Below are 25,649 nucleotides of genomic sequence, written 5' to 3' on the forward strand. Positions count from 1 at the left end.
CTTTCCCGGATGCCGCGGCCCGCGGCATCCGGGCTGTAACGCCCATGACTCGGCTTCTTTCGCACACGGACCAGTCAGTACGACGTGCTCTGTGGCACGGATCATTAGTCGGTCTCTTGCGCCCCATGTCTTAAGTCACGCTCTCATGGCGTAGCAGCGTTTCCATCGAGTCAGTAATGCGCGTACCTTCAATCTCGCCTACCGTTGTGTGATGGAAGCTAGCCAAGGCTTCATTCACAAGAAGAAAGATTTCATCGCTATCAACGATGATGAAAAATCCTTGAACTGGGGCGTTTTCATGGCTGTGTAGTGGGTTAAGAGGAATCAGGAGTTAATTGCGGGTGTCGATTTCCTTCACGGTATGGTCTGCGAGCTGATAGAACTCGACTGTGTCTGGTATCACGTCCACCGTGATGCCGTGGTCCCGAATTGCACGGGCCGTCGGCGGTCCGATGGCCCCGATACACGTCTCCGCGACTCCCTGCTTAAGTGCGGAGACACCGTCTTGTTCGGCGGCAATCTCACAGAAATGGGCTACTGTTCTCGGTGACGTGAATAGGATTCCATCGAGTTGACCGTCCGTTGCGAGCGAGACTGATCGACCAGCACTCGTAGGGCGATCTAATCGATACAGCTGCGTCTCATCGATGTCTCCACCGGCGGCCTCTAATCCTTGGATCAATACGTCGCTGCCGTGGGCGCTGCGAGCGATCTCGACAGTCGACCCATCAACCTCAGCTGCGAGCTCCTCAACGAGGCCCCTGGACGTGAACATCGACGGCACAAAGTCGACTGGGACGCCGTAGTCTCGTAATGCCGACGCAGTCTGCTGGCCGACGGCGCACACGGTTGCACTGCTCGGATACCACCCTTGTTCGATAGCTATCTGTACTCCGGTTCGGCTCGTGAAGATGCAATAGTCTGCCGCCACAGGCGTCGCTCCAGTCGGTCGGATCGTCAGCATTGGATCTGCGACTGGCGAAACGCCGAGTGAGCGGAGATACTCGACTGCTTCGGTGATACGATTGTCATCGGGTCGAAGGACCGCTACAGTCGGCTTTGTCATACTTCGAGAAGTGGCATGGTTGGAGCTGCTCGTAGATTTTGAATTCGCGCGTACTGACCTACTGAATCCGTCATTTCTGGGCTCTACTCCGATCCGATTGCAGCAAGCCATGTCAGGGCTGGCCCGGCCGTAACTCGAACCGTGGCTGCGCCGAATCCAAAGGCGATGAGACTCATCAAGAGAACGAACTCGGCGTTGGCATCCTTCACACTCGCCAGGTGTGTGAGAAACGTGAGTGACCCGGAGAGCAGACAGATGGGTCCTCCGATGAGAAACCTTAGACTGGTGAACACAGGATCTGAGAAACTCATCATTGGGAATGGGAGCTTATAGATATCGGTTACATAGAGAGCACTCCCGATGTTCAGATACCCGACAAACCCGACTACTGTCACTACGCTTCCGACTGATGCCAGCCGGAACGCGCGATTTAGCGCTCGCTCAAGCGGCGTAGATGGGTGCCACGCTCGGAGAGCGGAGGGGTGAGACATCTGATTACGGCCACAACCCACGTGCTTCGTGCGCCTCAGCAATGCGGGACAGCGCCACGATATAGGCTGCATCACGCCACGTAACGTCGCGTTGCTCGAATTCTGACCGAACTGCATCCCAGGCAGCCTGCATCTCCGCTTCCAGTTCGTCGTTCACCCGTTCGAGCGACCATGCTCGCCGATTGATGTCCTGCAGCCACTCGAAGTAGCTCACGGTGACACCGCCGGCATTTGCGAGAATATCGGGAATCACGGCGACATCACGCTCAGCGAGAATCGAATCAGCCGTGGATGTCGTCGGGCCGTTCGCGCCCTCGACGACAAGATCCGCAGCGATCGCTTCCGCGTTCTCTTTCGTGATCACGTTCCCCAGGGCGGCCGGAATAAGTACATCGACGTCGAGAGTGAGCAACTCCTCGTTCGAAATCACGGTGTCCGCGTATGTGGTGACGGCTTCCGGCTCTTCGTCGTGCGATGGGACTGAGTCCGTGTCGATCCCGTCCGGCTCGTACATCGCTCCATTCACGTCGCTGATTGCGACGATGGTCGCGCCCCACTCGTCGAGGAGTCGGGCTGCATTCGCCCCGACGCTCCCGTACCCTTGGACTGCAATCGTTGTCTTCTCGAGTTGGCGGTCGTAGTACTCGCAGACCAATTGCGTGATGATCGCAACGCTCCGTCCAGGAGCCTCTTCACGGCCTTCACTGCCGCCGACGACCGGCGGCTTGCCGGTGACGACGCCCGGTGTCGTCTCGCCTTCCTGCATCGAGTAAGCGTCCATCAACCATGCCATCGTCTGCGGATCCGTTCCCATATCGGGAGCCGGGATATCCTGGTTAGGCCCGATAATGTCACGAATTTCCTGTGCGAACCGTCGTGTCAGCCGCTCCTTCTCTTCCGAACTCAGAACCTTGGGGTTGACAGCGACGCCGCCCTTGGCTCCGCCGAACGGGAGGTCCATGACAGCGCACTTCCAGGTCATCCACATGCCGAGCCCGACACACTCGTCTCTACTCACCTGGGGGTGGTACCGAAGTCCCCCTTTAAATGGACCTCTGACACTATCGTGTTGTGCCCGGTAGCCAGTGAACACTTCGACCGTGCCGTCGTCTCGTTCGACTGGAACCGTTACTTCGTGGACCTTTTTTGGATGTTTGAGCCGTTCGACGATATTAGAGTCAATATCCAAATGATTAGCAGCATGGTACAGCTGTCGGCGGGCGGTTTCGAGTGCCGATTCGGATTTGGCTGATTCTGCCGCCTCGTCGCCTGACTCGTCGTGGTTGCTCTCGGATTTCGTTGCCATGATTATTCGAGCGGCATTCGCCGGTTTCTCATCGGACCGCTACAGTCAGGGCACTGGCTAGGGCTGTTCTCTGCGATAATGATGTTGCCACACTCGAAGCACTCGTATGGGGTTTCTTCGTCGGATTCGGGGTCGATATCTATCATAGTGGGTTCACGAGTGCCAGCCGGAAATCCAGGGCACTCTATGTAGGTGTAATAAGTGTGTTAAGGAATACTCGGGCATTAACTACCAAACGGTACCTAATATTTAGGGTTAGTTATTGAACCCCCGCGACTCGCGGACTTGAAAAGTCGTTCTCCTCGAAGAGCGTTTCGAACAGTTTGCGCTGGACGGTCCGAGAGTGTTTATAAAACGCTGGCGGGGAGATTCCGAGTGTCTCCGCAACGTCTGCGCCAGTGCTCGCGCGTGGTGACTCGAAGAACCCGCTGTAGTATGCCGTCTGGATCACCTCGAGTTGCCGCTTAGTCAGCTTTTTGAGGAACTTCGAATATAAGTCGCGTTCCATGGACTGATCCAACGTTTGCTTCGAACGGAGTTCAACAGTGGAGAACGTCTCCTGGATGAGTTGTATGATCGTCCGGACATCGATACTGTCCGGGATGTCGATGACGAGGGTTGTGGATGTCGGATCGGCAGTCGCCTCGCGGAAGACGGCACCGTGATCAGCTAACTCCAGGGCGAGAAACGGTTGTGTGAGCCGAAGCCGGAGTACACCCCCCTCACCATCCGTACTGATCTGTTGCACCTCGTCAATCCCGACCAACTGCGAGGCAGCGTCTACAACGTCAGTTACTGCTCCGTCTTCGACAGTCACGAACACGTAGCTTCCCTCTGTGGATTGCTGAACGCCGCCCTGATATGAGAGTGTAGACTCTGCGTCTTGAGCGAGCCGTGAGAGAATGAATGCCGGATCATCAATGCCGAATTCGACGCGCGTCATCGATGTCGTGAGCAGTGCATTCTTTCGCTCGATAGCACTAAGCGCGGACGCGATGGTCTCGCCGAGTTCAGCAAGGACAGCCTTCGTCGTGTCGTCGAACGCATCCTGGGTAGGTGCGTAGACAGTCAACACCCCGTGTGTGAGGTCATTGTAGACGAGGGGGATGCTCAACACGGAGAGGTAGTCACGGGCGAGTGCGGCCTTCCGCCAGGGATCCTCGCGGAGTCCGGCGGCGACGTTCGTCACCATCGTCACGTCGCCAGTCGCTGCGGTCTGGCCGGCTGGCTCCCCAGCTTCCGCATCAATGGCGAACGCTTGGCTATCCAGATACCCCTGTTCGCTGCCTGCCCAAGCTCGTGGCTCGACGGTGTCGGTGGTTTGGTCAATCGTGCCGATCCAAGCGAACCTGAATCGGTCCTCGCCGGTCAACAGCTCACAGACGGTATGATCGATCTCCTCTTTTGTCTCGGCTTGGACGAGGGCTTGATCGATTTCCCGAATCGTCTCGTTGATTCGATTCAGCGCGGTAAGCTGTTCGTTTTGCGCCTGCAGTGTGCGATCTTGCTTTCGAAGTCGGGTCTCTCGTGTTACGCGGTCAAGGGCTGCCTCGGCGGTTGCAGCGAGAAGGTCAGCCAGTTCCCGGGTTACGTCGTCGAAGACGCCGACTCGGTCCGAGCCAGCGACGAACACCCCGTGGTTACCGAGTGGGATGTAGGCTGCACTACGAAGATCGGTCGCCCGGTTTTCGAGCCGGTCTGCCTCGTGAACGTCGTCGAAGAACAGCGCTTCGTCCTCGACGAAACTGTAACTCGGAAGCGTTTCGCCGTCGGCGTGTACGGTAGGGAGCGGGCCAGTAAGTTCTCTCATCCTCGCCGAGCGGGCCGCAGGTCGAAGCTCGTTGGCATCGGCATCGAAGAGATAGACCGCACTCGCATCCAGATTAAGAACACCAGGTGTGTCATCGACGACATGCTGGGCGATTTCCTGATGTGTTTCGGCGTACAGGAAATCACGCGCGGTCTCTTGAAGGGTCGCGAGCGCCTCCTCACGCTGCTTGCGTTTTGTGATATCCCGACAGCTGAAGAGGAGCGTCCCGTCTTGAATCGAGACTTCACGAATATTAACGAGGAGCGTATGTTCGCGACCCGCCTTGTCCGTCGCGGTCGTCTCGATGTTCTTCAGCACGCCGTCCTCTGCGAGCTCCTCCCGGTCGAAGAAATCCGTACCGAGGAGGTCGTCGATCTTTCCTTGCTCGTGAATTTCGTCGGCCGTGTAACCGAAAACGAAGTGCACGTTAGGACAGACGTATGTGTACTCGCCGTTCTCGTTCGTGATGAGGACGGTGTCGGTCATATTGTTGAGCGTGACACGATGGAGCTCCTCTGATTGTCGCAGATCGCGTTCCAGGCCGACGCGCTCGGTGATATCGACACCCTCGATGACGATCGAGACGATGTCACCACGTTCGTTCTCGACTGGACGTACGGAGAGATCGATGACGCGTGGATTTTCGATGTGTGGCGGCTGTGTGACGACCGCGTTGCCGAATCTCCCATCGAGGGCGTTCTCCACGATCTGCTGGACGTCTGTGTTCGCTGAATCGGGGTCTGCCCACCACGGAAGCGTCCAGAATGGTTCCCCAACGATCGTTTCGATATCTACCTTGACCATCTCCCGAGCTGTCTCATTCACACGCGCAAGTGAGCCATCTGGATCGAGCACCCACGTCGCGGTTCGCGAATCGTTGAATATGGCGTCGAACTGTCTGGCGCGGTCCCGTTGCGTGGCCGATCGCCGTGCGGATCGGATGGCCCGTTCAGTTCGTTCGATGAGTTCGTCGGCCATCTGTTCTGTCGGGTCCGTGAGTGCGATGTAATCGGTGACACCGGCTTCGATAGCCTCGCTGGCAATGGCTTCGCTCCCAGCGGCGGTACAGAGCAAGACCGGAAGCGTCGTCGTTTCGGTACGAATCTTCTTGAGGAGTTCCAGCCCCGTCGTCCCTTCGAGCGTATCTCCGCTGATGAGACAGTCAATAGTCCGCTTCCGTATGATATCACTCGTTTCTGCCGTGGTTCCAGCTGTATGCACAGTCGCGTCAGTCCGTTTCTTGAGCGTTGTAGCGAATCGCGAGAGCCAGTCGTTTGTTCCCACGAGCAGCACCGTCGACGAATCGAGGACGGATTGGGAAGCGACCATTATTCGCCCACTTGCGTACATGGAACGCGTCTCTCTGTGCCGATTCGAGCTTGGCCCCAGTTCTGCTGCTGGCCTGGGCCGGAAAGCACACACATTGCTAGTTAACTATCAAACCATTATTCGATAATAGAGTTTACCATCTAACCCTCGAAGGTATGCGGAGCGATACGTATCATGGAAACACGATCATCAGGACTCGTTGCAGGTACCTACCGATTTCCGATTTCCGCGGTTCGCCGACTGTCCACACTATCAAGTAATGACCACCCAACCGACCACCTACCCGGAAGAACCCACTAGCAGCGAACCGCAACAGACGCATCAGTCGACGTGGGGAATCGTCGCTGGAGCGAGTCTTATCTCGACAGGGTTAGCCGCCTACGAGATTGTTCCAGCGAGCGTCACCCCGCTCATTCGTGACTCGCTGGGTATCGGTCCAACAATCGCAGGCTTCCTCGTCGGCATCATGTTCGGTACTGCAGTGATTGCAAGCCTCCCAGCTGGAGCGTTGCTCGACCGAACAGACCCCAGAAATGTGATGGCACTCGCAGTTCTCACACTACTTGTCGCCGGAACGTGGGGATGGATCGCTGGACGGCAAGGGGACTACCGATCAGTGATTGCGTCGCGAGCGCTTGGTGGGGTCGCCTACGTCGTCGTGTGGAACGCTGGCATCGATATCGTGAGTCGAGCAGCGACCAGCGAGAACCGGGCAACGGCTGTCGGAATCTTCACCGCGAGTGGCCCGGTCGGCTTCGCGCTCGGGCAAGGAACCGGTCCACTGATTGCGCATCGATTCGGGTGGCCCGCGATCTTTGTCGCGTTCACGGGCCTCACAGTAGTCGGTCTAGTCATATTCTGGCCGGCAAGTCGAGGGTTTGGGAAGAGCCAGGGTGAGGCTCCCTCGATTCAGGAGTTCGGTGCGGTCCTCCGAAGCCGGAATGTCTGGATAGTCGGACTTCTCGGCTTTCTTGGGTATTCGTTATACCTGTTCGTGAATAGCTGGGGGTCGTCGTATCTCACGACCGAACTCGGACTGTTACTCGCTGTGAGTGGAGTTCTTGTGGCAGTGTTCCCTGCGATTGGCGTCATCTCTCGGATCAGTAGTGGACTCCTGTCTGATCGCGTCTTCGGTGGTCGCCGACAACCCGTCGTCCTCGGGTCCTTCGCAGCTGCCGCTCCACTCGTGCTAGTCTTCACCCGGTTTCGGTCACTTCCCCTTCTCGTTGCACTCCTGCTTCTCACCGGGTTTGCGGTCCAGCTAACGCTGGGTCTGTCCTTTACCTACGTCCGGGAGGTCGTCGATTCGAGGGTCGCTGCGACAGCCATTGCCTTCCAGACGAGTGTTGGATTGGCGGGAGCATTCCTTGCCCCGATAGCGGGTGGCGTCGTTGTCGATCTGGCTGGATTCGATACGGCGTTCCTCTTCGCTGGACTCCTCGGTATTTGCGGAATCGCGGTCGCATGGTGCGCTCCAGAGCCAGGTCACTCTTAACTGAGTGTTCATTCACTCCATTATCGGTCCTACTTCCGCTATTCAGCTCCCTTTCATGTGAGTCGGTTCAGTATCCGAGTCCAATTCTGATACGTATCCTCAACAATAACCAATCAAAAAGAGAACATATCTAAAACTCTATTTATCATCTACAAGACCTGATATGATGAGTCGCTTTATCCCACGTCGGAGGAGACCGCTGGCGGCTGGCTGTGAAATATCGAGCTTGGCGGCAACCTCGCTGAGCGTTACGTCGCGCGGTTCTTCGAAATAGCCTGCTTCGAACGCGACGAGCAGGGCCTCTCGTTGGTTGTCGGTTAATCCGGCGGCCGCGGTCACCACACTTGCATACTCGTTCACTTGTCGTAGCTCGATATCGATGTTGTTCGTTTCCGCGTAGTTCCAGAGGTTGACCAGTTTTTCTCTCTCGGGCATCCAGACTGTTATGAGCCACGCGCTGCCGTCGTTCTCCATATCGAGTGCGACACCGTTCGCTGTCGAAATTACTGGTGAGAAGGTCTTTGCTTCGTCAGTATACTCGAAGCTATAGAGTGCCTTTCCATCGCTTGTTTCGATAACTCGTTCGAATTCACTAATCGTATGATCATTCTGCAGACCATCTTCGAACCTACGGAAATCAGACGACTCAACGTGATAGAGAAATCGCTCTGAATTGGGATCAGTTCCTGCCTCTGACACCGGCTTGACTTTCGAACTATTGTCGTGCGCGATCGTCTCTGTGAGCACAATGTCAGGGTGTTCGACTCGGATGACGGCCTTAATATCGCTCATTGGCTCTATGAGGGTGTGGTTTTCACTGTTCGACCCTCAAAACAATAAATCATTATCGAGAATCTCAGTGATGAATCCCGTTTTACGACGCTTATGAACAGGATCGTAGTGATGCCAGTGCCGTGGCCTGTGTGAGTCTGGTCAGTCATGATATATAGGAACGGAACTTCGATTCACGTAGTCATTCACAGGTATGCTATCTCGAAGAATAGTATATTGAAAACTTCGGTATAAAATTTACATTCGACCGACAGTTTCGACACGCTCGGTGGCAACTATGTCAATGCTTCAGATGCGATGACTGAAGATATCCGACCAAACACGCTCGAACCAACTCGATTTAGACGATGGGCAGACCCCCGCGGGGAGATAGAATTTCGGTTCAGTGGCTTTTCCAGCACGATCGGCGTGGCTTCTCTGTGCCATACAATTGAATACATGGTTGGACCCGGCATCGGCATGAGGCTTAATCGTATAATCGGTTTACATCGGGTCTAAAAGATTCTGCTCTGCTGGATTGATGAACAACCCTAGCCTGCTCGCGCTGACGCGCTCGCTGATGGTGTTCCCGGCTGTTGGCAGTACACGGCAACGAACGTAACGGCGTAAAACCGACTAAGGCCTGTTCGATATCAATCGTATTCAGCACGAGAGTCATCCCTTGACGGAGTATCCGTTTTCCTCGAGGAGTTCGCGGACGCGCTCCTCATGATTGCCCTGCAGTTCGATGTGGCCCTCTTTGACCGTACCACCAGTTCCGAGTGCAGATTTCAGCTTGGAGGCGAGTGATTCGAGGTCGGTGTTACCTTCGAACCCCTCGATGATGACCATTTTCTTGCCATACCTCCGCTCTTCGGTCTGGACGGTCAACTGTTGTGTCGCACGGTCGAGGTCAGCGAGCGGATCCTCGGGCACATCGAGATCGTCGGATGGGTCGTCGTCTGGCATGTGTGGATCACCGAATTTACAGCCAGTCCTCTCCCCAGTCGTCGAGGGCGTCGAACACCGGGCAAAGGGCATCACCCTTCTCGGTCAGCGCGTAATAGCTCGCGACCGGGGATTCGAACTCCTTGTGATTGTCGACGAATCCCTCCGCTTCCAAGTCGTCGAGCACACGCGAAAGTGTATAGGAACTGGCCCCTGTCGACCGCTTGAGTTCGTTAAACCGCTTTTCGCCGTCACGCAGGTCGTTGAGGACGATGAGCTTCCACTTTGCCCCCATCTCCTCGACAGCCCCGACGACGTTGCAGACATCCGCATTGCGCTGTTCGACGTCGGATTCGGTGTCGGAGTCGGCTGAGTGTGGTTGGGTCGCCATTACCTGGTTATACAGTTGTTGCCTGAGCTATAAATAGATTTGGCAACAAACTAGGTAATGTAATGGAACTACAAAACTCGACGGTGCTCGTGACCGGTGCGACCGGCAACATGGGCCCGTATGTGACGGACCAACTCGTTGACCAGGGCGCCGATGTCGTCGGCACCTACGTTACCGAAACTGCGAGAGCCGATGTCGAGGATCGTGCTGAGTACGCTGAGGCGGTGTCGTACCACCAGGTCGATCTAACAGATCAGGCGGCAGCCGAAGCCTTCGCTGAGACTGTGGCCGACGAACACGGCTCAATCGACCACATCGTCGGCCTCGCCGGCGGATTCTCCATGGGCGGCGTCAGCGATACCGACGGTAAGGCGTTCCAGGCTGCCCTGAATCGCCACGCAACGACGGCGTTCCTGACCGTCAAGGCCTTCGCAGACCACCTCGGCGAGCAGAGCGGTATCGTCCTGTTCAGTTCAGACCGCGCCATCGAGCCGGTCGGCGGAACGCTCGCATACGACGTGGGGAAGGGAGCGGTCCGGACGCTGACCGAATCACTCGATGTCGAACTCAATGCCCGCGTCAATGCCGTCGCTCCGTTCCTCATCGACGTGCCAGGGAACCGCGAAGCGATGCCCGACGCCGACTTCTCGGAGTGGACGGCCCCCGAGGCCATCGTCGCTGAAGTGCTCCACCTGCTTTCGAACCAGGGCGTGAGGGGACAGATCGTCCAGATGACCGGGGGTCAGCCTGAGGTGGAGGCCTAATGGCGCTGGAGACTGCAGCTGGTGGGCTCGCCTTCCTGGTCGGCCGCCTCGTCTTCGGTATCCTGATCGGGTTCATGGGCCTGAGTCATTTCACGGGGCTCGACGGGATGAGTGGCTACGCCGACGCCAAGGGCGTTCCTGCCCCCCGACTTGCAGTCATCGTGTCCGGCCTCATGCTCATCGTGGGCGGGCTTGCCATCGCGATCGGCGTCTACCCGCTCCTCGGCGCAATAGCGATTGCGCTGTTCTTCCTCGTGGTGACGCCGGTGATGCACGACTTCTGGACGGTTGAGGATCCCGAACAGCGTCAGTCAGAGATGACGGACTTCCTGAAGAACGCGACGCTCTTCGGTGCTACGCTCGTCGTCGCTGCACTCAGTGGCACTGCATGGCCGTACGCCCTCAACATCGGCCTTTAACACACAAGAATGACCACGCAATCGACGCGACCAAATTCAGACACGCTTCCGCAGGGGACACGTATCGGCCGGACCGCGCTTCGCGTCGGTGATCTTGAGGAGATGACCGGGTTCTACCGGGATGTCGTTGGCCTCAGTATGCTCCGTACAGCCGATACTACCTCGGTTCTCGGGGTTGACGACACACCACTCCTCGTTCTGGAGGGAGCTGAAGATACCCTCCAGCGTCACCGATCAGCGGCCGGGCTGTATCACAACGCGTTCAGAGTGCCCTCGCGTACGGCCCTCGGTGACGCGTTAGGTCGGATACGGGACCAGTGGCAACTCGGTGGGGCCTCAGACCACTGGGTCAGCGAGGCGCTGTATCTCACCGACCCGGAAGGGAACGGTATAGAGATCTACCGCGACTACCCCCGCGAGGAGTGGCCCATCGCCGACGACGGTCGTGTTCGGATCAGCACCGAACCGCTCGACCTCGCCAGCATCGAAGCCGCTGCCACAGGTAATAGTCAGGTCCCGTCGGGAACGGATGTCGGACACGTCCACCTCGAGGTCTCTTCGCTCGACGCGTTCAGGGGCTTCTATGTGGACACGCTCGGGTTCGAAGTGCAGACGACCGTGCCCGCCGCATCCTTCGTCTCGGCGGGTGGATACCACCACCATATCGGAGCGAACACGTGGAATCACCGATCAAAGCCAGTCGGCGGCAGGGGGCTGTCCTGGTTCGAGGTCGTCCTCCCAGAAGCAGAGGCACTCGACGTGATCCGAGAGCGAATTTCCGACAGTCAGTACACGGTCACTGCGAGAGATGACGGAATAGCTGTTACCGGGCCAGATGAGATCGAAGTTCGACTCCGAGGGTGAAACCCTCACACCAATACCCAAACTGTGTGTACACCTCAACACTTCCACATTTCGTAGTTACTACTCCACTTCTAACTTGGTAGCTTTTCACGTTCTGTTCCGTAGTAACGGATTCCCGGTGAAAGACAGAACAAACTCCTCCAATACGCAATGACTGACCATCCCCCCGACAAGAATGGGAACGACACCTCCGGACCGCCACATAATGATCCCTATGTCTACGATATCCGGGCGGATGAATCACACAGCCAGGCTGTCGTCCGAGCTGTCGCCTCCGTTACGAACACGTCCGGAACGAACCTTGAACTGCTATACGAGGCCATTAATCCAGAAAATCTTGATGGCCTGTTCGATGGGAATATCTTACCCGAGAGTACAGTTGTATTTCACTATAACGGCTGCCAGGTGAGCGTGACTCCGGATACAGTTCGCGTCTCCGAACGAAATAAACCGGATACAGCGAGCGACACAACCTCGGACTCAAGATACTCATTTTAGTCTGAGCAGTAGCGATCCATCCACTCATCCAGTTCTCGGAACATCGGTTCGAGGTCGTTTAACATCTGTGTCATCTCGTATTCCACGCGGGGAGGGATCTCATCGTATTGTGTGCGTTCCAAGAATCCGGCTTCGACGAGTTCATCAAGCCGTCGAGACAGCGTATTCGGGGAGATATCGAGCTCATCTTCGAGTTCGCCAAACCGAATCGGTTCATCGTCGTCCAAGACGAATTCCTTGAGGATTGCCAGCGTGTGAGCCTTCCCGAGCAAGGAAAAAACCGTACTCATCCTATGGTTATGTTGCGTTTCCGCCCGATCGGATTCACTCATAGCCTTACTACGATTTCAGTGGTAATGTTTGTTGTGAGAAACCGAGTCTACATTCCTATACCCAAACTGTGCGAGTATGCTCCAACACTTCCATATCTGGTAGTTACTACTTTAATTCTAACTTGGTAGCTTTTAACTTCTAAATTCGTAGTAAAAGATACAGTGCGCACTGACAAACCCCACCAGAACCTGGCCATCATCGGCCACGTCGACCACGGTAAGAGTACACTCGTGGGGCGACTTCTCTACGAGACAGGGAGCGTCCCCGAGCACGTCATCAAACAGCACCGCGAGGAAGCTGAGGAGAAGGGTAAAGGCGGGTTCGAATTCGCCTATGTCATGGATAACCTTGCCGAAGAGCGTGAGCGCGGTGTTACGATAGACATCGCCCACCAGGAGTTCTCGACGGAGACGTACGACTTTACTATCGTCGATACGCCGGGGCACCGAGACTTCATCAAGAACATGATTACGGGCGCGTCCCAGGCTGACCACGCCGTCCTTGTCGTCGCCGCTGACGACGGCGTCGCACCCCAGACCAAGGAACACGTCTTTCTGGGCCGCACGCTCGGCATTAACGAACTGATCATCGCGGTAAACAAGATGGATCTCGTCGACTACAAGGAGTCCACATACGACGAGGTGGTCAACGAAGTAACCCAGTTGCTACAGCAAGTTCAGTTCGACACCGGCGATGCCTCGTTCATCCCCGTATCCGCCTTCGAGGGTGACAACGTTGCCGAACCCTCCGAAAACACGGACTGGTACGGTGGTGAGACGCTCCTGGAAGCGCTGAACGACTTAGCTGAACCGGAACCACCGTCGGATGCGCCCCTTCGACTGCCGATCCAGGATGTCTACACAATCGACGGCATCGGTACGGTCCCGGTCGGCCGCGTCGAGACGGGCGTCGTCAACACCGGCGACGACGTCTCGTTCCAGCCATCGAATGTCAGCGGCGAAGTGAAGACCATCGAGATGCACCACGAAGAGGTTCCGAAGGCCGATCCCGGTGACAACGTCGGGTTCAGCGTTCGCGGTATCGGCAAGGACGACATCCGCCGAGGCGACGTCGTCGGTCCTGCTGACGACCCGCCAACGGTCGCCGAGACCTTCCAGGCACAGATTGTCGTTATGCAGCACCCGAGCGTGATTACCGCTGGATACACACCGGTTCTTTACGCACACACGGCGCAGGTCGCCGGCACCATCGAATCTCTCGACCAGAAGATCGATCCCTCGTCCGGCGATATTGCCGAGGAAGGACCTGATTTTATCAAATCCGGCGATGCTGCAGTCGTCACCATCCGACCACAGAAGCCCCTCTCGGTCGAGCTCTCGAGCGAAATCCCCGAGCTAGGGAGCTTCGCCATCCGTGATATGGGCCAGACAATCGCAGCTGGCAAGGTTCTTGGAGTCACCGAGCGAGACTAAATCATCGGTGACGGACGCCATCATTGTTTGTGATGGCCTTGTCGGCCCGAGTGCCGTGCTGTTTCCCACAAAAAATCTCGATACCGTCGTCCTTGACTCCCCTTTATGCTCTCAGTAGTCCTTCTAACCAACTAGAGTGAGTAATTGTGAGTGACCAGGAACAGGAAAAGTCGGAGTCAGAGTTCCGTGAATCAATGGATCACGCCCCATCGGGAGCACCTGCAGTTGGGTGGGCGATCGGCGACCGCTTCTCAACGGAGGAAATCTTCGTTCGCGTGCTCGCAAGTGCTGAAGAAGAGATCGACACCCGCAAACAACAGCTATTTTTCAGCGGATTGACGGCCGGCTTTGCCATCGTCCTGACGTTCCTCGGCCATGCAGTCGGTGTGGCAGCATTCCCTGAGAGCCCCCTTCTGAGTGCGATTCTGTACCCGGTTGGCTTCATCTACATAATTATAGGCGGCTATCAGCTGTACACTGAGAACACGCTGCCGCCTGTCGCACTGGTCCTTTCTCGGATCGCCAGTTTCCCGATGTTGCTCCGCGTCTGGAGTATCGTGCTACTTGGCAACGTGGTCGGTGCCGCGCTCGGGGCATACGTCCTTGCAAACGGACAGGTGCTCTCGCCTGACGCAGTTCAGGCGGGTCTCGCATTTACCAGTGAAGGACTTGAGAAGGACTGGTGGGCGGTCTTTAATCGGTCGATTTTCGCGGGGTGGCTAGTCGCTGGCGTCGTCTGGCTCAACCATGCGGCGCGCGATACGATTTCTCGTTTCATTATCATCTATTTTATATTCTATCTGATCGCTGCTGCCGAACTCTATCACGTCATTACTGCAGCGTGTGAAGTGCTCTTCTTTCTGTTCGTCACTGGATTAGCGTCGGGTACTGTCGTGTCCGAATTCTGGCTTCCGATTCTTCTCGGAAACACGATTGGCGGGGTGTTGCTGTTTACCTTAGTGAACTACGCACAGACCGAGCAGCGCCGCTTTCCTACCATCCGAGAACTAAATATGCGCGAACTGTTGTTCGGTTGGCACGGCGGCACCAAGCAGCGGTCTGATTCCTTTGAACCGGCCTATCAATACTTCGAGAAAGAAGACTGACCGCTTCGTTTCGGCCTCGAATACCCGCCCAAATTACCGTGCTCTCGGATGATCCGGTAAAGGTGAGAATTTTACGGTGGATTGATCTGGAAATAGTAATGCCTCTACCTTTGTCCTGAGAGATGTCTCAGTTCTACGTGAGTCCGATGCCCTCGGCAATCAGTTCGTGCGACCGGAGTGCGTCGTCGTGGGTTGCGTGGATGTGCTGAATCATCATTTCGTCGACGCCGACACGGTCTGCAAGTTTTTCGAGAAGCGACGCGAGCGTCTCCGGACTGCCGGAAATTGCTCGTGGCCATTCACCAGTATCGAGTGTTTCGGGGGTCGGTTCGGGAACGCTATCGAGTTCGTCGATGGCTTCTTCGACGGCAGGCCTGGTTCCGACGACACCACGTTGCATCCGCTTGTACGACGCCTCGGCTACAGACCGGAGCCGTGCAGCCTCCTTGTCAGTCTCTGCGCAGACTGCATTCACCGCAATCATCCCCTCTGGTTCGTCAACGCCACCGGCCAGTGCAGACGACTGGAACTGTTCGCGGTACGCCTCAAATGATTGAGCGGCGAGCTGCGGTCGGATGAACGCGGCGAAGCAGTACGGGAGGCCGAGTTCGGCGGCTATCGCTGCACTCGACGGACTAGACCCAAGTACCCACGGATCCGGAGTTCCCGCCTCGGAACGTGGGATATGTAGGTCACTGTACGGATGGTCGACCGGGTAGTCGTCATAGAGATGGTTGACGACTGCCTCAATCTTCTCCGCGTGATCCTCATCGGGATTCTGCACGCGCGGGTCCGTCCCGAGCGCGCGGTCGGTGGCTGGCGACCCGTTCGCTCGGCCGACCCCCGCATCGATACGGCCTGGAGCGAGCGCGTCCAGCACGCCGAACTGTTCGGCGACTTTGAACGGGCTGTAGTGATTGAGTAACACCGCCCCCGACCCCAGTCGAATCGAGTCCGTCTCCGCAGCGAGGTGCCCGAGCAGCACCTCGGGCGTCGTCCCGGCAATCGAGTCTGCCATACCGTGGTGTTCGGCCACCCAGAATCGAGAATAGCCGAGTTGTTCGGCCTGCTGAGCAGCCTCGACGGTGTTCGCATACGCATCACGAGCGGTGCCACCGTCGGGAACGGGAGACAAGTCGACGACAGAGAGATCCATGTACGGACTCGGAGACTACGAGAGTTAACGGTTTGGTTAGCCACTGTTTATCCATGAGAGTGACACCCGGATTACAGGGTAGTAACCGATGATAGCGGTCTGCCGGTATTGGCGCTGGACGGTATGAGCATGGATTGGATGAGAAGGCTTTTCACACTAACTAACTAATTAGTTTGTATGGCGGATATACTCATCATCGGAGGCGGTCCCGCTGGGCTCAGCTCCGCATTGTTCACTGCGAAGAACGGGCTCGAAACAGCCGTCTTCGACACTGACGAGACGTGGATGCACAAGGCCCACCTGTTCAACTACCCAGGAATCGGCTCGATGGATGGCTCGAATTATATCGAAACGCTCCGCGAACAGGTGGACGATTTCGGCGTCACCCGGCATCAGGAGACCGAGGTTACTACAGTTACTACCGACAACGGAGGGTTTGTCGTCAAGACGGCTGACGAGGAGTACACCGCAGACTACGTCGTGCTCGCGACGGGCGCAAATCGAGAGATCGCCGACGACCTCGGCTGTACGTTCACCGACGAGGATGTCGTCGATGTAGACGTAACGATGGAGACGTCAGTCGACAATGCCTATGCGACGGGAGCGATGGTGCGGGCAGAGGAGTGGCAGGCAGTCATCTCCGCCGGCGATGGAGCCTCCGCCGCGCTCAACATTCTCTCCAAGGAGAAGGGTGAACACTACCACGACTTCGATGTACCGGCCGACGCCGAAGAGGTGTTCGGGTCGCTAGTCGACACTGACTGAGCTGGCCCTGTTGGAACCCACTTTGAGTCTATGGTCTATGACTACGCTGGTCCAGCGATCTCGTTGGAGACACCAGGCGATGATTCTCATACCGGTTGCTCCGTTCCAGCAGTCCCTGCTTCCGATTCGCGCTTTCGCGACTGTCGCCGTCGCGCTCCAGTCACTGACCTACTCCGCCCAGAACGGCCACCGCCTCTGAGAACTGTTGTAAGAGCCACGACAGCGACACACAGACTGACCAGCAACCGACTATCCCACAGCTGGGCTCACAGGAGCAGGTGTGGTATATAGTAGTCCATAGCGCTATACACTAATTCCTCGATTAGTGGGTTTATACGCCTTGAGAACGGTATTATAGGTATGATTCAACGGGTGTGGAAAACGGTCAAACAGTACCTTGACTCGGGTTCGGAGAACCACGCCGCAGTTGATACGTGTTTAGAGTGTGGGGAGCCATCCTTCCCTGGCGCTGGCCGTTGTGCTGATTGTTTGGACAACTAACGATACCGGTCCTGGGAGGTACTGTCCCTCACTGGTGACAGCAGCGCCAACACCCGAAAGGTGCAGTGTGACGTACAGTTCCAGTATGTACATTCATTCTGCAGTCTGGCAAACACTTATCCTCGACGCCAGTTGAATTTTAGATGGAAGAAACACTGTCACACGCTCCTTCCCTGCCCTTTCTATGCCTGATGACACGCAAAGTCTCGGTCGCTGCCCAAACTGTGATGAGCGCATCACGGCTGCGTGGGTCCTGGTTGAATACGAGCGAGATGATGGTACAGAAGGTATCTGGGCGGAGTGTCCAACGTGTGGTGACGTCGTTGCGCCAGAGTAGTTTCTTTTTGACGATCTCCGCTGTGAGTTGTTCTGTAGTTCGTTGAGTAACATAGTGAGCCACGTTGCCCTACCGTTTTCACCAATCACCACATACTCTTGGTCATGACCTTCGGGCCAACCTGGAACAATCTACTTGAGAATATTGAAACACTCCAGTCTGGTGCCACCCTTATTACCCCGCTGTCACGCAAAGCCTTCAGCATTGAAGATGTGCAGGACCATCGCGTACTGATTCAGTACCGAGACGACGACGAGACAATTCCACTCCAGAAAGACCAATTTGAGACGCTCTACGAGCGCGTGAGCGGCCCTCGGGGAAAATTCGATGTTGACCGCCTACCGCCGGATGCTGAGCCCTATGCAACTGTGTTGTCTCTCCATCCACGTTTCGAGGTGGACGATCGAACTGGAACACTGACCGAAAGCGACCAGTCCCTGGGGTCGCCGCTAGTAGAAGCCCAAAGCGGGAGTGAGGAACCCGACGAGACCGAGCGCGAAGAACCGGATCTGGATGTATATGCAGACGCATTACTGCTGATCGATGCGCTTGAGCGCCACGACATAGCTTCGCTGGAAGCTGTCGATACACCCGCGCTCGTGAACATTTACACCCTGCTGTCGGATGTGCAACGCAATGCAAACGATCTCCGGAAAGATGTTCGGAGCGTCTTGCTTGACCGACTCCATCACGACCAGCCAGTCTCTGGGCAGTTTGGGTCCGTCCAGCGGACGACGCGCCGGAACCGGTCGCTCAAAGACGACGAGCTGGTGTTGAACGCGTTCGAGTCCGCCGGTATCGAACGCGAGCGGTTGACGACAGTCGACTCCAGCAAAGTCGACGACGCACTCGAGGTGACCGACCTTTCCGAGTCCGATGTCTACGATATCGAACCGAGCGAGTACGTTCGCAAGGCCGACGTGGACGAACAGGAGAAAGAAACGCGCCTGCAAGGGCTGAAAGACCAGCTTGAGGCGACCGAGGGCGACGAAGCTGACGAACTCCGCACCGAAATCGAAGAACTGGAAGACCGAATCGCCGAACTGACCGAATTTCGATCGGGTCGGTCATTCCACGAATCTTCGGCCGGTGGGTAGCGTAACCACCGCCTACAACGGTTAATCAATCGTCGTCTTCGAGTGTCTCCGACGCATCCTGTAGCGCTTCCAAAGCGCGCTCAAGCTCCTCGGAAACGCCGGTGTCGTCCACGTCCTGCTTGGCAAGTCGGGTCTGTTTAATCGCTTCTTTCACTCTGTTTGTCACTTCCATGCATTATCAATCAACCATCGCTCACAAAAATATCTGAGGGTCCCTTGTGGTTCGAGTTCAGTTTTTGAGACATACCCGTAGATGAGAGTCAGCGCTGTCGACTAGATATTTGAGTAGCTTTCTAGCGTAAGGCCAGAGTCTTTGCACCACCCACCAGTACGCCAATGTGGGAACGTAAAAGCGCCCGTACAGTGCGATTCAGAACTCAGAACGCGGCAACCAGCGTTCCCAGCAACCCCGGAGTGCGGTAACTGTTCCGTGAAGGTGAAACGCGAGCACGGTTCCCGCATTTCGGGCATACAGTCCCCCAATTTCGCAAGTCAGCCGGTCCTGATTACTCATTTAGCACCCCCATCCGTCGCGGCGTGGCCGAACGGGCAGAAAGATTATATTTAAATCAGCCGTGCTATTTGATATGGAACCTATCGGCTTTCTTATCCTTGGTGTCGCCGGTGCATTGATTGTTGGTGTGATTTGGCTTTTGGGCCAGTGGTAGCGGTCGTCACATTCATCGGAAACCACCCAACGTGAGCGGCGGTACAACATCCGCCAGCGCATTGAGCACATCGCCCAGGACATAAAGAGACTCAACGGTGCCGGTGAGGAGAATTTGCTTGCGAAGTTCCACAACGAGACCGACAGCCCGGGCGATGTCGAAGCGCGATTGCAGCGGCTGGAACAGGAAGTGCATGGGGACGACGAGTAGTCTACTCGCTGTCGAAAGCCTCGGATAGTTTCTCTCGCATGAACTCCCGCCGTAGTTCGCGTTTCCGCTCGTCGGTCAGGTAGTCTTCGAAGACGACCTTTGCACTGCTGCTGCCTTGTTCGTCGGCGATATCTTGCACGTGCGTCAGGAGGTCCTCGGTCGTGCGCGAATACGCGTCGTACCAGAACCGCCGGCCCATGTGTGGCTTCCGGGCGACGCCGTTGATCTCCTCGGGCACGCCGGCCTTGTCGGCGAGGTCGTGGAACCAACCAGCCACTGTCGTTCCGGACACGTGGCCTGTCTTCGAGCGCTCGGACGGGAACAGGTAGCCATCAACCCGGGATACGTGCCGGCGGGCAACGTCCTCGCCGAAGACGATGGCAACGGTTCCCGGGCCGTTTTTTCGCTCATCGAATTGGATATAGGGTTCGTCGGCGTCGAGATACAGCTGGTCCTGGTGCAGCGCTGCGACCTCGCCGGCACGCAGTCCCCAGCCAGCGAGTGCAACGACGAGCATCCGGTCGCGGCTGGTCAGCGCAGCGTCGAACATCGCCCGGACGTGCTCCGCGTCCAGGGCGACAGGGTCGGTGTCCGAGGAGCGGGACCACGAGAACCAATCCTCCGCGCCGTTGGTGGGGTTGACCGTCGCCACACGCCGTTCGACGAGCCAGCCATACCACGTTCGGATTGCATCGTGGACACGCGCGATGGTCGATTCAGCGTACTCACCGGACATGTAGGCGAACGTCTCCCGGCAACGGTCGACGGCTTCGGTTTCCGAGATATCGCTGTCATCGTCGACGGGCGAGAGAAGATCGTCGGTGCCGTGGCGCTCTCGATAGGACCGGGCGTAGCGAGCGAGCCGATACCGGATGGTCTCACGCGTTCTGTCCGTCCAGTCGTCTGCGGCCGCTTGCTTTGCGTCGAGATACTCCTGAAAGGACTCCCGTGTCTCATCGTGTTCGATATCCCAGTCGTAGCCGCTGGCTTCGGTGTCGTACCCCAGCGTGTCCTCCCAGAACACGGCGAACGTGGTGTCGTGGTACTCTTTCAGCGCGTACGTGAGCCCGCGAAACCCGTTGTTCGAGAGCCACTCGTAGGATGGCCTGTCGGTTTCGGGGTCGTACCCGTCCCGCCGCAGCGCCGGGACGACCACAGCCTCGTAGGCGTCGGCGAGCTGGGGCTCGGTCAGCAGCGTCCAGGGGACGTCGTCGGCGGAGTGCCACGGCTTCGTCCGCTCAATCCCAGGGGAAGCGTCGTGCTTTCCGGGTTCTGAATCTGAATCAGCCGATTTCGGCATACAGAGTTAAACACATTGAATACTGATAGTTCTGTTGCCACAGCAGACGCGTGCCAGACTTATGGCTCTACGGTGGTTTGGCAAAATTTGCTTTAAAGTGTATACCGCTGTATAGAATGATCGTATATTCTCTCCCACAGTTTCCGAGGATGGGGTAGTTTCGAGGAGAATCGACGACTACTTGGGTAGATTTCGTGGGATTAGTCCTCGGGACCAGCACCGGATGACCTCTCCTCCGGAGCGTGCATCAATAATTGGCAGAAATTGGTGATTCTGTACAGTATTGCCACTCAACTACGACGAGCGTTCGAGTGTGCGAGTATTCAGTCGGGTGGTATCAGCGCCGAGGCGACGATCTCGACACACTCGGCCGCGGTCAATACGCGTAATCCATCTCCACATCGACACCCGCTTTCAGCAGGAAATCAGTTAACCGCCAGATGTTGTAGAGTAAGACCGCGAAGAGGAAGTAGAACAACCGCACGCGGTAGTCTTTCGAGGAGGTGTTTGCGAGGAAGTCGTGTTTGATGGACTTGTACTCGTTCTCGATCTGCCAGCGGCGGCTGTAGCGGCGACAGAACGACTCGGCCTCCTCCGGGCCGACTCGGAGATTCGTGGCAAAGACAGTCGTCCCCTCACCACTCGTCGACGGCACGTACAGGAACTGCATCGAGTGACTGCCCGACTCGACGTGAACGGACGCCGATTCAACCGCCACTCTTTGTCCATCGGCTTCCATCGTCTCGAAAACCTTACGCTCAGTGCTATTGATCCGTGTGGGAACGAGGGAGTTCACCCCAAGATTCGAGAGCGTCTGATAGACTCGCTTAGAATCGAACTCACGATCACACAGCACAGTCTCGACAGGGACGTGTTCTTTCGCTCGTCGAACGAGTCGCCGGACGACACGGTGAACCTGATTCGGTGGATTCCTATCCCAGGCTGAGCTCTCCTGAATCGGTTCCACAGCGAGCACCAGCGGGATGTTTTCACCGACAATCGACAGCGTCGCGAATTTGAAGGCTCGCTTTTCCTCGCCCTGCATCCCACTGACCATCGACATTCCTTCTACATCATCGTAGTACGGGATTGTCGTGATGTCGATTGCTGCAGTGACCGGCCGCCGAAACGATGTCTCCGAGGCAATAGCCGAGAGCAATCGGTCGCTGGCCTCATCGAAGCCCTCGATCAGCGCTTCCGGCTCGAATTGTTTGACCGCCCGCAGATGCGTATCACCGTGCGGGCCGTACTCCTCACCACGCTGGAACTGAAAACGAGCGGCTCCTTGAGCGGTGCCACAGCCGATCATTCCCATGAACGTCTGTAACTCGAAGAACTGCGTATCCTCGTAGGAGGCGTTCTGCGCTCGGCCAGAGTCGAATCCGTCAAATCCGTACTCACGAGCGAGTCGTGTCGTTCGGTGGATCTGCTTGTTGGAGAACTCAGCACCCACAGACTCGTCCTGTTCATCACCTTCGGTCGATTCCGACTTCGAGTCGGTGACTTCCGTTTTTGCGCGCACCGCGGGGCCCTCGGGACCGTAGTCGTGGATCTCTTTGACCACGTAGTGAGCGGCGACGCTCACGTATTCTCGGACCCCGTCGTCGAATCGATTCCGCCAAGAACGAGAGAGCACAGACTCGTCGGGGACGTGCTCTAACCCGAATGATTCAGCGAGTTCCTGATAGGTTTCTAGCGACCGATAGCTGTCGCCCGTGATTTCACGGTAGATGAACAGCCGGAGCGTCCCCTAGAACGAGTCGGGCGCTGGGTGCCAGTCCGGGTACCCGTCTTCGAGATGCTCCGGGTAAAGCGTGACCTCGCTCACAGCCACTCGGAGGCACACTCCATCTCGCAACATTTCGGTGAGCTCGATTCCCGTTTTGTAGGCATGGGTCAGCCTGCAGGCATGGTCCGACAGCGGGTCCAGCAACTTCGACATCGATTCACGCTTGTGTCGGCGGGATAGAAGTGGCCGTGGTCTCGTCTACATCAGCATCGGTCGTTGACACAGATTCTCCGTAGGGAGTTTACAACCAGGCACAGAACTACCGGAACCAGATCAGCCGCCAATGCCCAATCGCCTGACTGCTCTTCTCGAGGGGGTAACCCACGAACAGGCGGCTGAGCCGACCGGGGTGATCGACCCGAGCGTGGTTAAACGAATAACGACCGTGCTACCAGTTGTGGGACTACACGAGTAAAATGGGTGGCATCGAGAGTGTCGCCCCAGTACTCCCCAGAGCGTCTACCTCCCGCCGGCCTGACGTAGATGGAGTTCTATTCTCTTCCCGAACCGACTGGTGAGCGGGGGTTTCTCAATTCTTAGGATATGAGAAGCCACGCAGCCCCGAACGCAAGAAGAGAGATGGTCAGATTGCCGAGCGCATTCATGAATGCATCTCTCTGTTCGCCCTGCTCCCAGAGGCTAACAGTCTGAAAGCTAAACGACGAGAATGTCGTGAATGCCCCACAGAATCCGACACTCACCAAGAGGAGGATGTCGGAATCACTTACCCCAAAAATGACTGAGCCCAGGATGAAGCTTCCGAGCGCGTTCGCGCTGAGTAGTAGCCGTTGCGGAGGATCTGCTCACCGCTGATCACCGCGCCGGCGAAGTAGAGCAGCTCGGCGGTGCCGAACTCCCGCCCGACGACATTGACGAGCGTCACGTCGAGGCCCGTCAGCAGGAAATCCAGAATGAGGCCGACGACGAGCAACCCGCCGCCGATCCACGTCTTGATAGCACGTGGACTCAGCCAAACGTCTCTCGCCCGGCTGTCCTCGACGAGATCCCCTTCGTCGGTGTCCGGGCCACTGTCCTCGACGGCGTAGCCCGCACTCTCGATGGCGGCGACGAGGTCGGCACGCGAGGTCTGCTCGGGATCGTACGTGACGATGACGGTGCCGGTGGTCGGCAGCGTCTCACGGTCCTGAATCCCCGCGACAGTGTCGAGGGCGTTCTCGATCTTCCCAGCGCAGGACGCACAGTCCATCGTGGGGACGTCGAACCGTTCGGTCTGGAGGTCGTCGCGTGACTCGACGTCGTAGCCGGCGGCCTGGACACGTTCGACGACGTCGTCGACACCGACGTTTTCGGGGCGATATTCGACGTGGACGGTCCCCGTCATCACCTGGGGTTCGACGGTGACGACACCATCGAGTGTCGAGACGCTGTTGACGATCTTCTCGGCGCAGGAGGGACAGTCCATCTCGGGGACGTCCAAGGTTACGGTTCGGACGTCGAGATCATCCGACCCAGACGCATCTGTAGTCATTATCCACAGTGACGAGCCCAGCCGACAAGCCGCTTTGGTTGGTGTGTACCAACTCCTGTTAGGCGTCGGGCGACGAAAGGTGGGGAGACGAAGAGTGATCAGCAACGTAGGATTCGGCCAGTTGGGCCTCAGCACGGCGGAGTCGGTAGGAGAGGGTGGAGCCGGGGATATCGAGTTTCTCGGCGAGCTCGTAGGTCTCAATTTCGCGCGGCGTCTTGTAGTAGCCGTGTTCGACGGCAGCCCGGACGGCCGCATCCTGTTCGGGCGTCAGTGACGTGGCACCATCGTCCGGCGCGGCGTCGTCTGCGTCGCCGACCCGAACGAATGTGACTCCGGTCGTGTCGTCGATTTCGCTCTCGATGGCGCTCCGGAACGCGTGGTAGGTGGTGTCGCCGGGAGCGATGATGCGCCATTCGTAGCGGCGGCCGACCCACGTCGTCTCGAAGATGAGGCCATCGCCGAAGTGATCGAGGGCGAGATGCGGGATGGAGGTACACGACGGAGTGCGGGACCAGTAGGAGTAGAGGACGAGCGCGTCGTCTGTGCGGTCGAGGACCTGCGTTTCCCAGTCGGCTTCGCAGTCACGCCGGGCCAGACAGTCAGTGTAGTACTCGGCGTCGGCGACGGTCTCGGCGATGTCGTCGAGTGCGCTTTCTCTCCCAGTTACGTAATCGACGCGCCAGAGGGTATCGGGGGAAACATGGCAGGAGAGCGACCGGATTTTCGTCTCCGGGTTGTCGGCGAGAATGTCGGCGACAGCATTCGTCCCCGGAGTGTATTCCAAGGCGAAGACGAGTTCACGCATACTGTTCTCTAACGCGGAGACGGATATGAACGCGTTGACCGACACGCCTAGGACGTGTAGAGAGCGTCGGGTGTCTCACGATCCGGTTTTTCCTGCCCCCGGAGAGGGCGAGGGCTCCATCGAGGGTCCTCATCCAGAGGTGAATTCCGTGAGTCAACAACAGAGCGCCGACAACGTCTCGATCGACGAGATCCCCGTCGATATCGACACCACGCAATCAGCGGAGGTCGATTCCGCCGACGTCCCCGACGAAATCGAATCCATCACCCGTAGGCTCGCCGGTAAGCAGCCGCCAACGAATCCGCTGGTCGTGCTGAAAGCGGCCCGGTGGTGGTACATTCACGGCAAGGGCGGCACGGATCCCGCCTTCCAGTGGGCCATCGAGTGGGCACGTCACCTGGCGTCCGACACGCCCAGTGACGTCGAGCGGTTCGATGAGTTCCTCGAGTATCTCGTCACGGTCGGCTTCGCTGACGAACGCCACGAACTTCGGTGATCTAAGTCCGTG

At 57.2% G+C, this 25,649-nt stretch carries 26 protein-coding genes and 1 pseudogene; 10 read left to right on the plus strand and 17 right to left on the minus strand.

Annotation, left to right across the window (positions count from 1 at the left end):
* Positions 1 to 331: 331 nt before the first annotated feature.
* The 5 genes from KZ498_RS22610 to KZ498_RS22630 form a co-directional block, all read right to left on the minus strand.
* A complete protein-coding gene (locus KZ498_RS22610; RefSeq protein WP_312621796.1) occupies positions 332 to 1,066 on the minus strand; it encodes a uroporphyrinogen-III synthase in 735 nt (244 codons plus the stop codon).
* Positions 1,067 to 1,149: 83 nt separating this feature from the next.
* Positions 1,150 to 1,461, minus strand: a complete 312-nt coding sequence (locus KZ498_RS22615; RefSeq protein ID WP_312621798.1) for a hypothetical protein — start codon at positions 1,459 to 1,461, stop codon at positions 1,150 to 1,152.
* A gap of 100 nt (positions 1,462 to 1,561) precedes the next feature.
* A complete protein-coding gene (gene gdhB / locus KZ498_RS22620; RefSeq protein WP_396276187.1) occupies positions 1,562 to 2,869 on the minus strand; it encodes a glutamate dehydrogenase GdhB in 1,308 nt (435 codons plus the stop codon).
* Positions 2,866 to 3,009 carry a rubrerythrin-like domain-containing protein gene (locus KZ498_RS22625; protein ID WP_312621800.1) on the minus strand — a complete coding sequence of 48 codons (144 nt, stop codon included), beginning with the start codon at positions 3,007 to 3,009 and terminating at the stop codon, positions 2,866 to 2,868. The genes gdhB and KZ498_RS22625 overlap by 4 nt, the downstream gene beginning before the upstream one ends.
* A 113-nt stretch (positions 3,010 to 3,122) precedes the next feature.
* Positions 3,123 to 6,002 (minus strand): bacterio-opsin activator domain-containing protein, encoded by a 2,880-nt coding sequence (locus KZ498_RS22630; protein ID WP_312621801.1) that lies wholly within the window; start codon positions 6,000 to 6,002, stop codon positions 3,123 to 3,125.
* Between the two features lie 259 nt (positions 6,003 to 6,261).
* Between KZ498_RS22630 and KZ498_RS22635 the strand changes: the two genes are divergently transcribed.
* Positions 6,262 to 7,497 carry an MFS transporter gene (locus KZ498_RS22635; RefSeq protein WP_312621802.1) on the plus strand — a complete coding sequence of 412 codons (1,236 nt, stop codon included), beginning with the start codon at positions 6,262 to 6,264 and terminating at the stop codon, positions 7,495 to 7,497.
* A gap of 138 nt (positions 7,498 to 7,635) precedes the next feature.
* Here the strand turns inward: KZ498_RS22635 and KZ498_RS22640 are convergent, their stop codons facing one another.
* The 3 genes from KZ498_RS22640 to KZ498_RS22650 form a co-directional block, all read right to left on the minus strand.
* Positions 7,636 to 8,289: a helix-turn-helix domain-containing protein gene (locus KZ498_RS22640; RefSeq protein WP_312621803.1), complete on the minus strand. Its 654-nt coding sequence runs from the start codon at positions 8,287 to 8,289 to the stop codon at positions 7,636 to 7,638.
* Positions 8,290 to 8,943: 654 nt separating this feature from the next.
* Complete coding sequence (locus KZ498_RS22645; RefSeq protein WP_312621804.1) at positions 8,944 to 9,237, minus strand: translation initiation factor; 294 nt, start codon at positions 9,235 to 9,237, stop codon at positions 8,944 to 8,946.
* Between the two features lie 16 nt (positions 9,238 to 9,253).
* Positions 9,254 to 9,607, minus strand: a complete 354-nt coding sequence (locus KZ498_RS22650; protein ID WP_312621805.1) for a helix-turn-helix domain-containing protein — start codon at positions 9,605 to 9,607, stop codon at positions 9,254 to 9,256.
* Positions 9,608 to 9,669: 62 nt separating this feature from the next.
* On the opposite strand from KZ498_RS22650, the gene KZ498_RS22655 reads away from it, so the two are divergent.
* The 4 genes from KZ498_RS22655 (at position 9,670) to KZ498_RS24805 (ending at position 12,152) form a co-directional block, all read left to right on the plus strand.
* Complete coding sequence (locus tag KZ498_RS22655) at positions 9,670 to 10,371, plus strand: SDR family oxidoreductase (protein WP_312621807.1); 702 nt, start codon at positions 9,670 to 9,672, stop codon at positions 10,369 to 10,371.
* Positions 10,371 to 10,790: a DoxX family protein gene (locus KZ498_RS22660; RefSeq protein ID WP_312621809.1), complete on the plus strand. Its 420-nt coding sequence runs from the start codon at positions 10,371 to 10,373 to the stop codon at positions 10,788 to 10,790. Before KZ498_RS22655 ends, KZ498_RS22660 begins: the two co-directional genes overlap by 1 nt.
* A 9-nt stretch (positions 10,791 to 10,799) precedes the next feature.
* Entirely contained in the window at positions 10,800 to 11,654 is an 855-nt protein-coding gene (locus tag KZ498_RS22665; protein WP_312621810.1) for a VOC family protein, read from the plus strand.
* Between the two features lie 150 nt (positions 11,655 to 11,804).
* On the plus strand, positions 11,805 to 12,152 hold the full coding sequence (locus KZ498_RS24805) for a HalOD1 output domain-containing protein (RefSeq protein WP_396276180.1): 348 nt from the start codon (positions 11,805 to 11,807) through the stop codon (positions 12,150 to 12,152).
* Here the strand turns inward: KZ498_RS24805 and KZ498_RS22670 are convergent.
* Complete coding sequence (locus KZ498_RS22670) at positions 12,149 to 12,484, minus strand: helix-turn-helix domain-containing protein (protein WP_312621812.1); 336 nt, start codon at positions 12,482 to 12,484, stop codon at positions 12,149 to 12,151. The two genes, KZ498_RS24805 and KZ498_RS22670, sit on opposite strands and share 4 nt — an antisense overlap.
* 162 nt (positions 12,485 to 12,646) lie before the next feature.
* On the opposite strand from KZ498_RS22670, the gene tuf reads away from it, so the two are divergent.
* Positions 12,647 to 13,918 (plus strand): translation elongation factor EF-1 subunit alpha, encoded by a 1,272-nt coding sequence (tuf, locus tag KZ498_RS22675; protein ID WP_312621814.1) that lies wholly within the window; start codon positions 12,647 to 12,649, stop codon positions 13,916 to 13,918.
* A gap of 194 nt (positions 13,919 to 14,112) precedes the next feature.
* Positions 14,113 to 15,024, plus strand: a complete 912-nt coding sequence (locus KZ498_RS22680; RefSeq protein ID WP_396276188.1) for a formate/nitrite transporter family protein — start codon at positions 14,113 to 14,115, stop codon at positions 15,022 to 15,024.
* A 133-nt stretch (positions 15,025 to 15,157) separates the two neighbouring features.
* Here the strand turns inward: KZ498_RS22680 and KZ498_RS22685 are convergent, their stop codons facing one another.
* Positions 15,158 to 16,180, minus strand: a complete 1,023-nt coding sequence (locus KZ498_RS22685) for an LLM class flavin-dependent oxidoreductase (protein WP_312621817.1) — start codon at positions 16,178 to 16,180, stop codon at positions 15,158 to 15,160.
* Between the two features lie 177 nt (positions 16,181 to 16,357).
* Here KZ498_RS22685 and KZ498_RS22690 point away from each other — a divergent pair, with 177 nt between their 5' ends.
* Together KZ498_RS22690 and KZ498_RS22695 are read left to right on the plus strand one after the other, a co-directional pair.
* Complete coding sequence (locus KZ498_RS22690) at positions 16,358 to 16,945, plus strand: FAD-dependent oxidoreductase (RefSeq protein WP_312621818.1); 588 nt, start codon at positions 16,358 to 16,360, stop codon at positions 16,943 to 16,945.
* A gap of 942 nt (positions 16,946 to 17,887) precedes the next feature.
* Positions 17,888 to 18,880, plus strand: a complete 993-nt coding sequence (locus KZ498_RS22695; protein ID WP_312621819.1) for a hypothetical protein — start codon at positions 17,888 to 17,890, stop codon at positions 18,878 to 18,880.
* A 25-nt stretch (positions 18,881 to 18,905) separates the two neighbouring features.
* Here KZ498_RS22695 and KZ498_RS22700 read toward each other — a convergent pair whose 3' ends face one another.
* From KZ498_RS22700 to KZ498_RS22725, 7 genes and pseudogenes are all read right to left on the minus strand, one after another.
* Positions 18,906 to 19,052, minus strand: a complete 147-nt coding sequence (locus tag KZ498_RS22700) for a hypothetical protein (RefSeq protein WP_312621820.1) — start codon at positions 19,050 to 19,052, stop codon at positions 18,906 to 18,908.
* A gap of 508 nt (positions 19,053 to 19,560) precedes the next feature.
* Positions 19,561 to 19,743, minus strand: coding sequence for a hypothetical protein (locus KZ498_RS22705; RefSeq protein WP_312621822.1), 183 nt, complete (start codon positions 19,741 to 19,743; stop codon positions 19,561 to 19,563).
* Positions 19,744 to 19,759: 16 nt separating this feature from the next.
* Entirely contained in the window at positions 19,760 to 21,058 is a 1,299-nt protein-coding gene (locus KZ498_RS22710; protein WP_312621824.1) for a hypothetical protein, read from the minus strand.
* 323 nt (positions 21,059 to 21,381) lie between these two features.
* Positions 21,382 to 22,796: pseudogene (locus KZ498_RS22715) on the minus strand (transposase).
* Positions 22,797 to 23,383: 587 nt separating this feature from the next.
* Entirely contained in the window at positions 23,384 to 23,599 is a 216-nt protein-coding gene (locus tag KZ498_RS24810; protein WP_396276189.1) for a fluoride efflux transporter FluC, read from the minus strand.
* Positions 23,572 to 24,336 carry a copper ion binding protein gene (locus KZ498_RS22720; RefSeq protein ID WP_312621828.1) on the minus strand — a complete coding sequence of 255 codons (765 nt, stop codon included), beginning with the start codon at positions 24,334 to 24,336 and terminating at the stop codon, positions 23,572 to 23,574. The genes KZ498_RS24810 and KZ498_RS22720 overlap by 28 nt, the downstream gene beginning before the upstream one ends.
* A gap of 58 nt (positions 24,337 to 24,394) precedes the next feature.
* On the minus strand, positions 24,395 to 25,141 hold the full coding sequence (locus KZ498_RS22725) for a helix-turn-helix domain-containing protein (protein WP_312621830.1): 747 nt from the start codon (positions 25,139 to 25,141) through the stop codon (positions 24,395 to 24,397).
* Between the two features lie 148 nt (positions 25,142 to 25,289).
* Between KZ498_RS22725 and KZ498_RS22730 the strand changes: the two genes are divergently transcribed.
* Positions 25,290 to 25,637, plus strand: a complete 348-nt coding sequence (locus tag KZ498_RS22730) for a hypothetical protein (protein WP_312621831.1) — start codon at positions 25,290 to 25,292, stop codon at positions 25,635 to 25,637.
* Positions 25,638 to 25,649: the final 12 nt, after the last annotated feature.

The sequence above is a fragment of the Haloarcula sp. 1CSR25-25 genome (assembly GCF_032027985.1).
Taxonomy (GTDB): Archaea; Halobacteriota; Halobacteria; order Halobacteriales; family Haloarculaceae; genus Haloarcula.

Coding starts and splice junctions, on each gene's coding strand:
- KZ498_RS22690 (WP_312621818.1), top strand. CDS start 16,358: ATGGCGGATATACTCATCATCGGAGGCGGTCCCGCTGGGCTCAGCTCC.
- KZ498_RS22630 (WP_312621801.1), bottom strand. CDS start 6,002: ATGGTCGCTTCCCAATCCGTCCTCGATTCGTCGACGGTGCTGCTCGTG.
- KZ498_RS22725 (WP_312621830.1), bottom strand. CDS start 25,141: ATGCGTGAACTCGTCTTCGCCTTGGAATACACTCCGGGGACGAATGCT.
- KZ498_RS22645 (WP_312621804.1), bottom strand. CDS start 9,237: ATGCCAGACGACGACCCATCCGACGATCTCGATGTGCCCGAGGATCCG.
- KZ498_RS22695 (WP_312621819.1), top strand. CDS start 17,888: ATGACCTTCGGGCCAACCTGGAACAATCTACTTGAGAATATTGAAACA.
- KZ498_RS22680 (WP_396276188.1), top strand. CDS start 14,113: ATGGATCACGCCCCATCGGGAGCACCTGCAGTTGGGTGGGCGATCGGC.
- KZ498_RS22705 (WP_312621822.1), bottom strand. CDS start 19,743: ATGCACTTCCTGTTCCAGCCGCTGCAATCGCGCTTCGACATCGCCCGG.
- KZ498_RS22625 (WP_312621800.1), bottom strand. CDS start 3,009: ATGATAGATATCGACCCCGAATCCGACGAAGAAACCCCATACGAGTGC.
- KZ498_RS22720 (WP_312621828.1), bottom strand. CDS start 24,336: ATGACTACAGATGCGTCTGGGTCGGATGATCTCGACGTCCGAACCGTA.
- KZ498_RS22635 (WP_312621802.1), top strand. CDS start 6,262: ATGACCACCCAACCGACCACCTACCCGGAAGAACCCACTAGCAGCGAA.
- KZ498_RS22655 (WP_312621807.1), top strand. CDS start 9,670: ATGGAACTACAAAACTCGACGGTGCTCGTGACCGGTGCGACCGGCAAC.
- KZ498_RS22700 (WP_312621820.1), bottom strand. CDS start 19,052: ATGGAAGTGACAAACAGAGTGAAAGAAGCGATTAAACAGACCCGACTT.
- KZ498_RS22650 (WP_312621805.1), bottom strand. CDS start 9,607: ATGGCGACCCAACCACACTCAGCCGACTCCGACACCGAATCCGACGTC.
- KZ498_RS22660 (WP_312621809.1), top strand. CDS start 10,371: ATGGCGCTGGAGACTGCAGCTGGTGGGCTCGCCTTCCTGGTCGGCCGC.
- KZ498_RS24805 (WP_396276180.1), top strand. CDS start 11,805: ATGACTGACCATCCCCCCGACAAGAATGGGAACGACACCTCCGGACCG.
- KZ498_RS22685 (WP_312621817.1), bottom strand. CDS start 16,180: ATGGATCTCTCTGTCGTCGACTTGTCTCCCGTTCCCGACGGTGGCACC.
- KZ498_RS22710 (WP_312621824.1), bottom strand. CDS start 21,058: ATGCCGAAATCGGCTGATTCAGATTCAGAACCCGGAAAGCACGACGCT.
- KZ498_RS22610 (WP_312621796.1), bottom strand. CDS start 1,066: ATGACAAAGCCGACTGTAGCGGTCCTTCGACCCGATGACAATCGTATC.
- KZ498_RS22670 (WP_312621812.1), bottom strand. CDS start 12,484: ATGAGTGAATCCGATCGGGCGGAAACGCAACATAACCATAGGATGAGT.
- KZ498_RS22665 (WP_312621810.1), top strand. CDS start 10,800: ATGACCACGCAATCGACGCGACCAAATTCAGACACGCTTCCGCAGGGG.
- KZ498_RS22640 (WP_312621803.1), bottom strand. CDS start 8,289: ATGAGCGATATTAAGGCCGTCATCCGAGTCGAACACCCTGACATTGTG.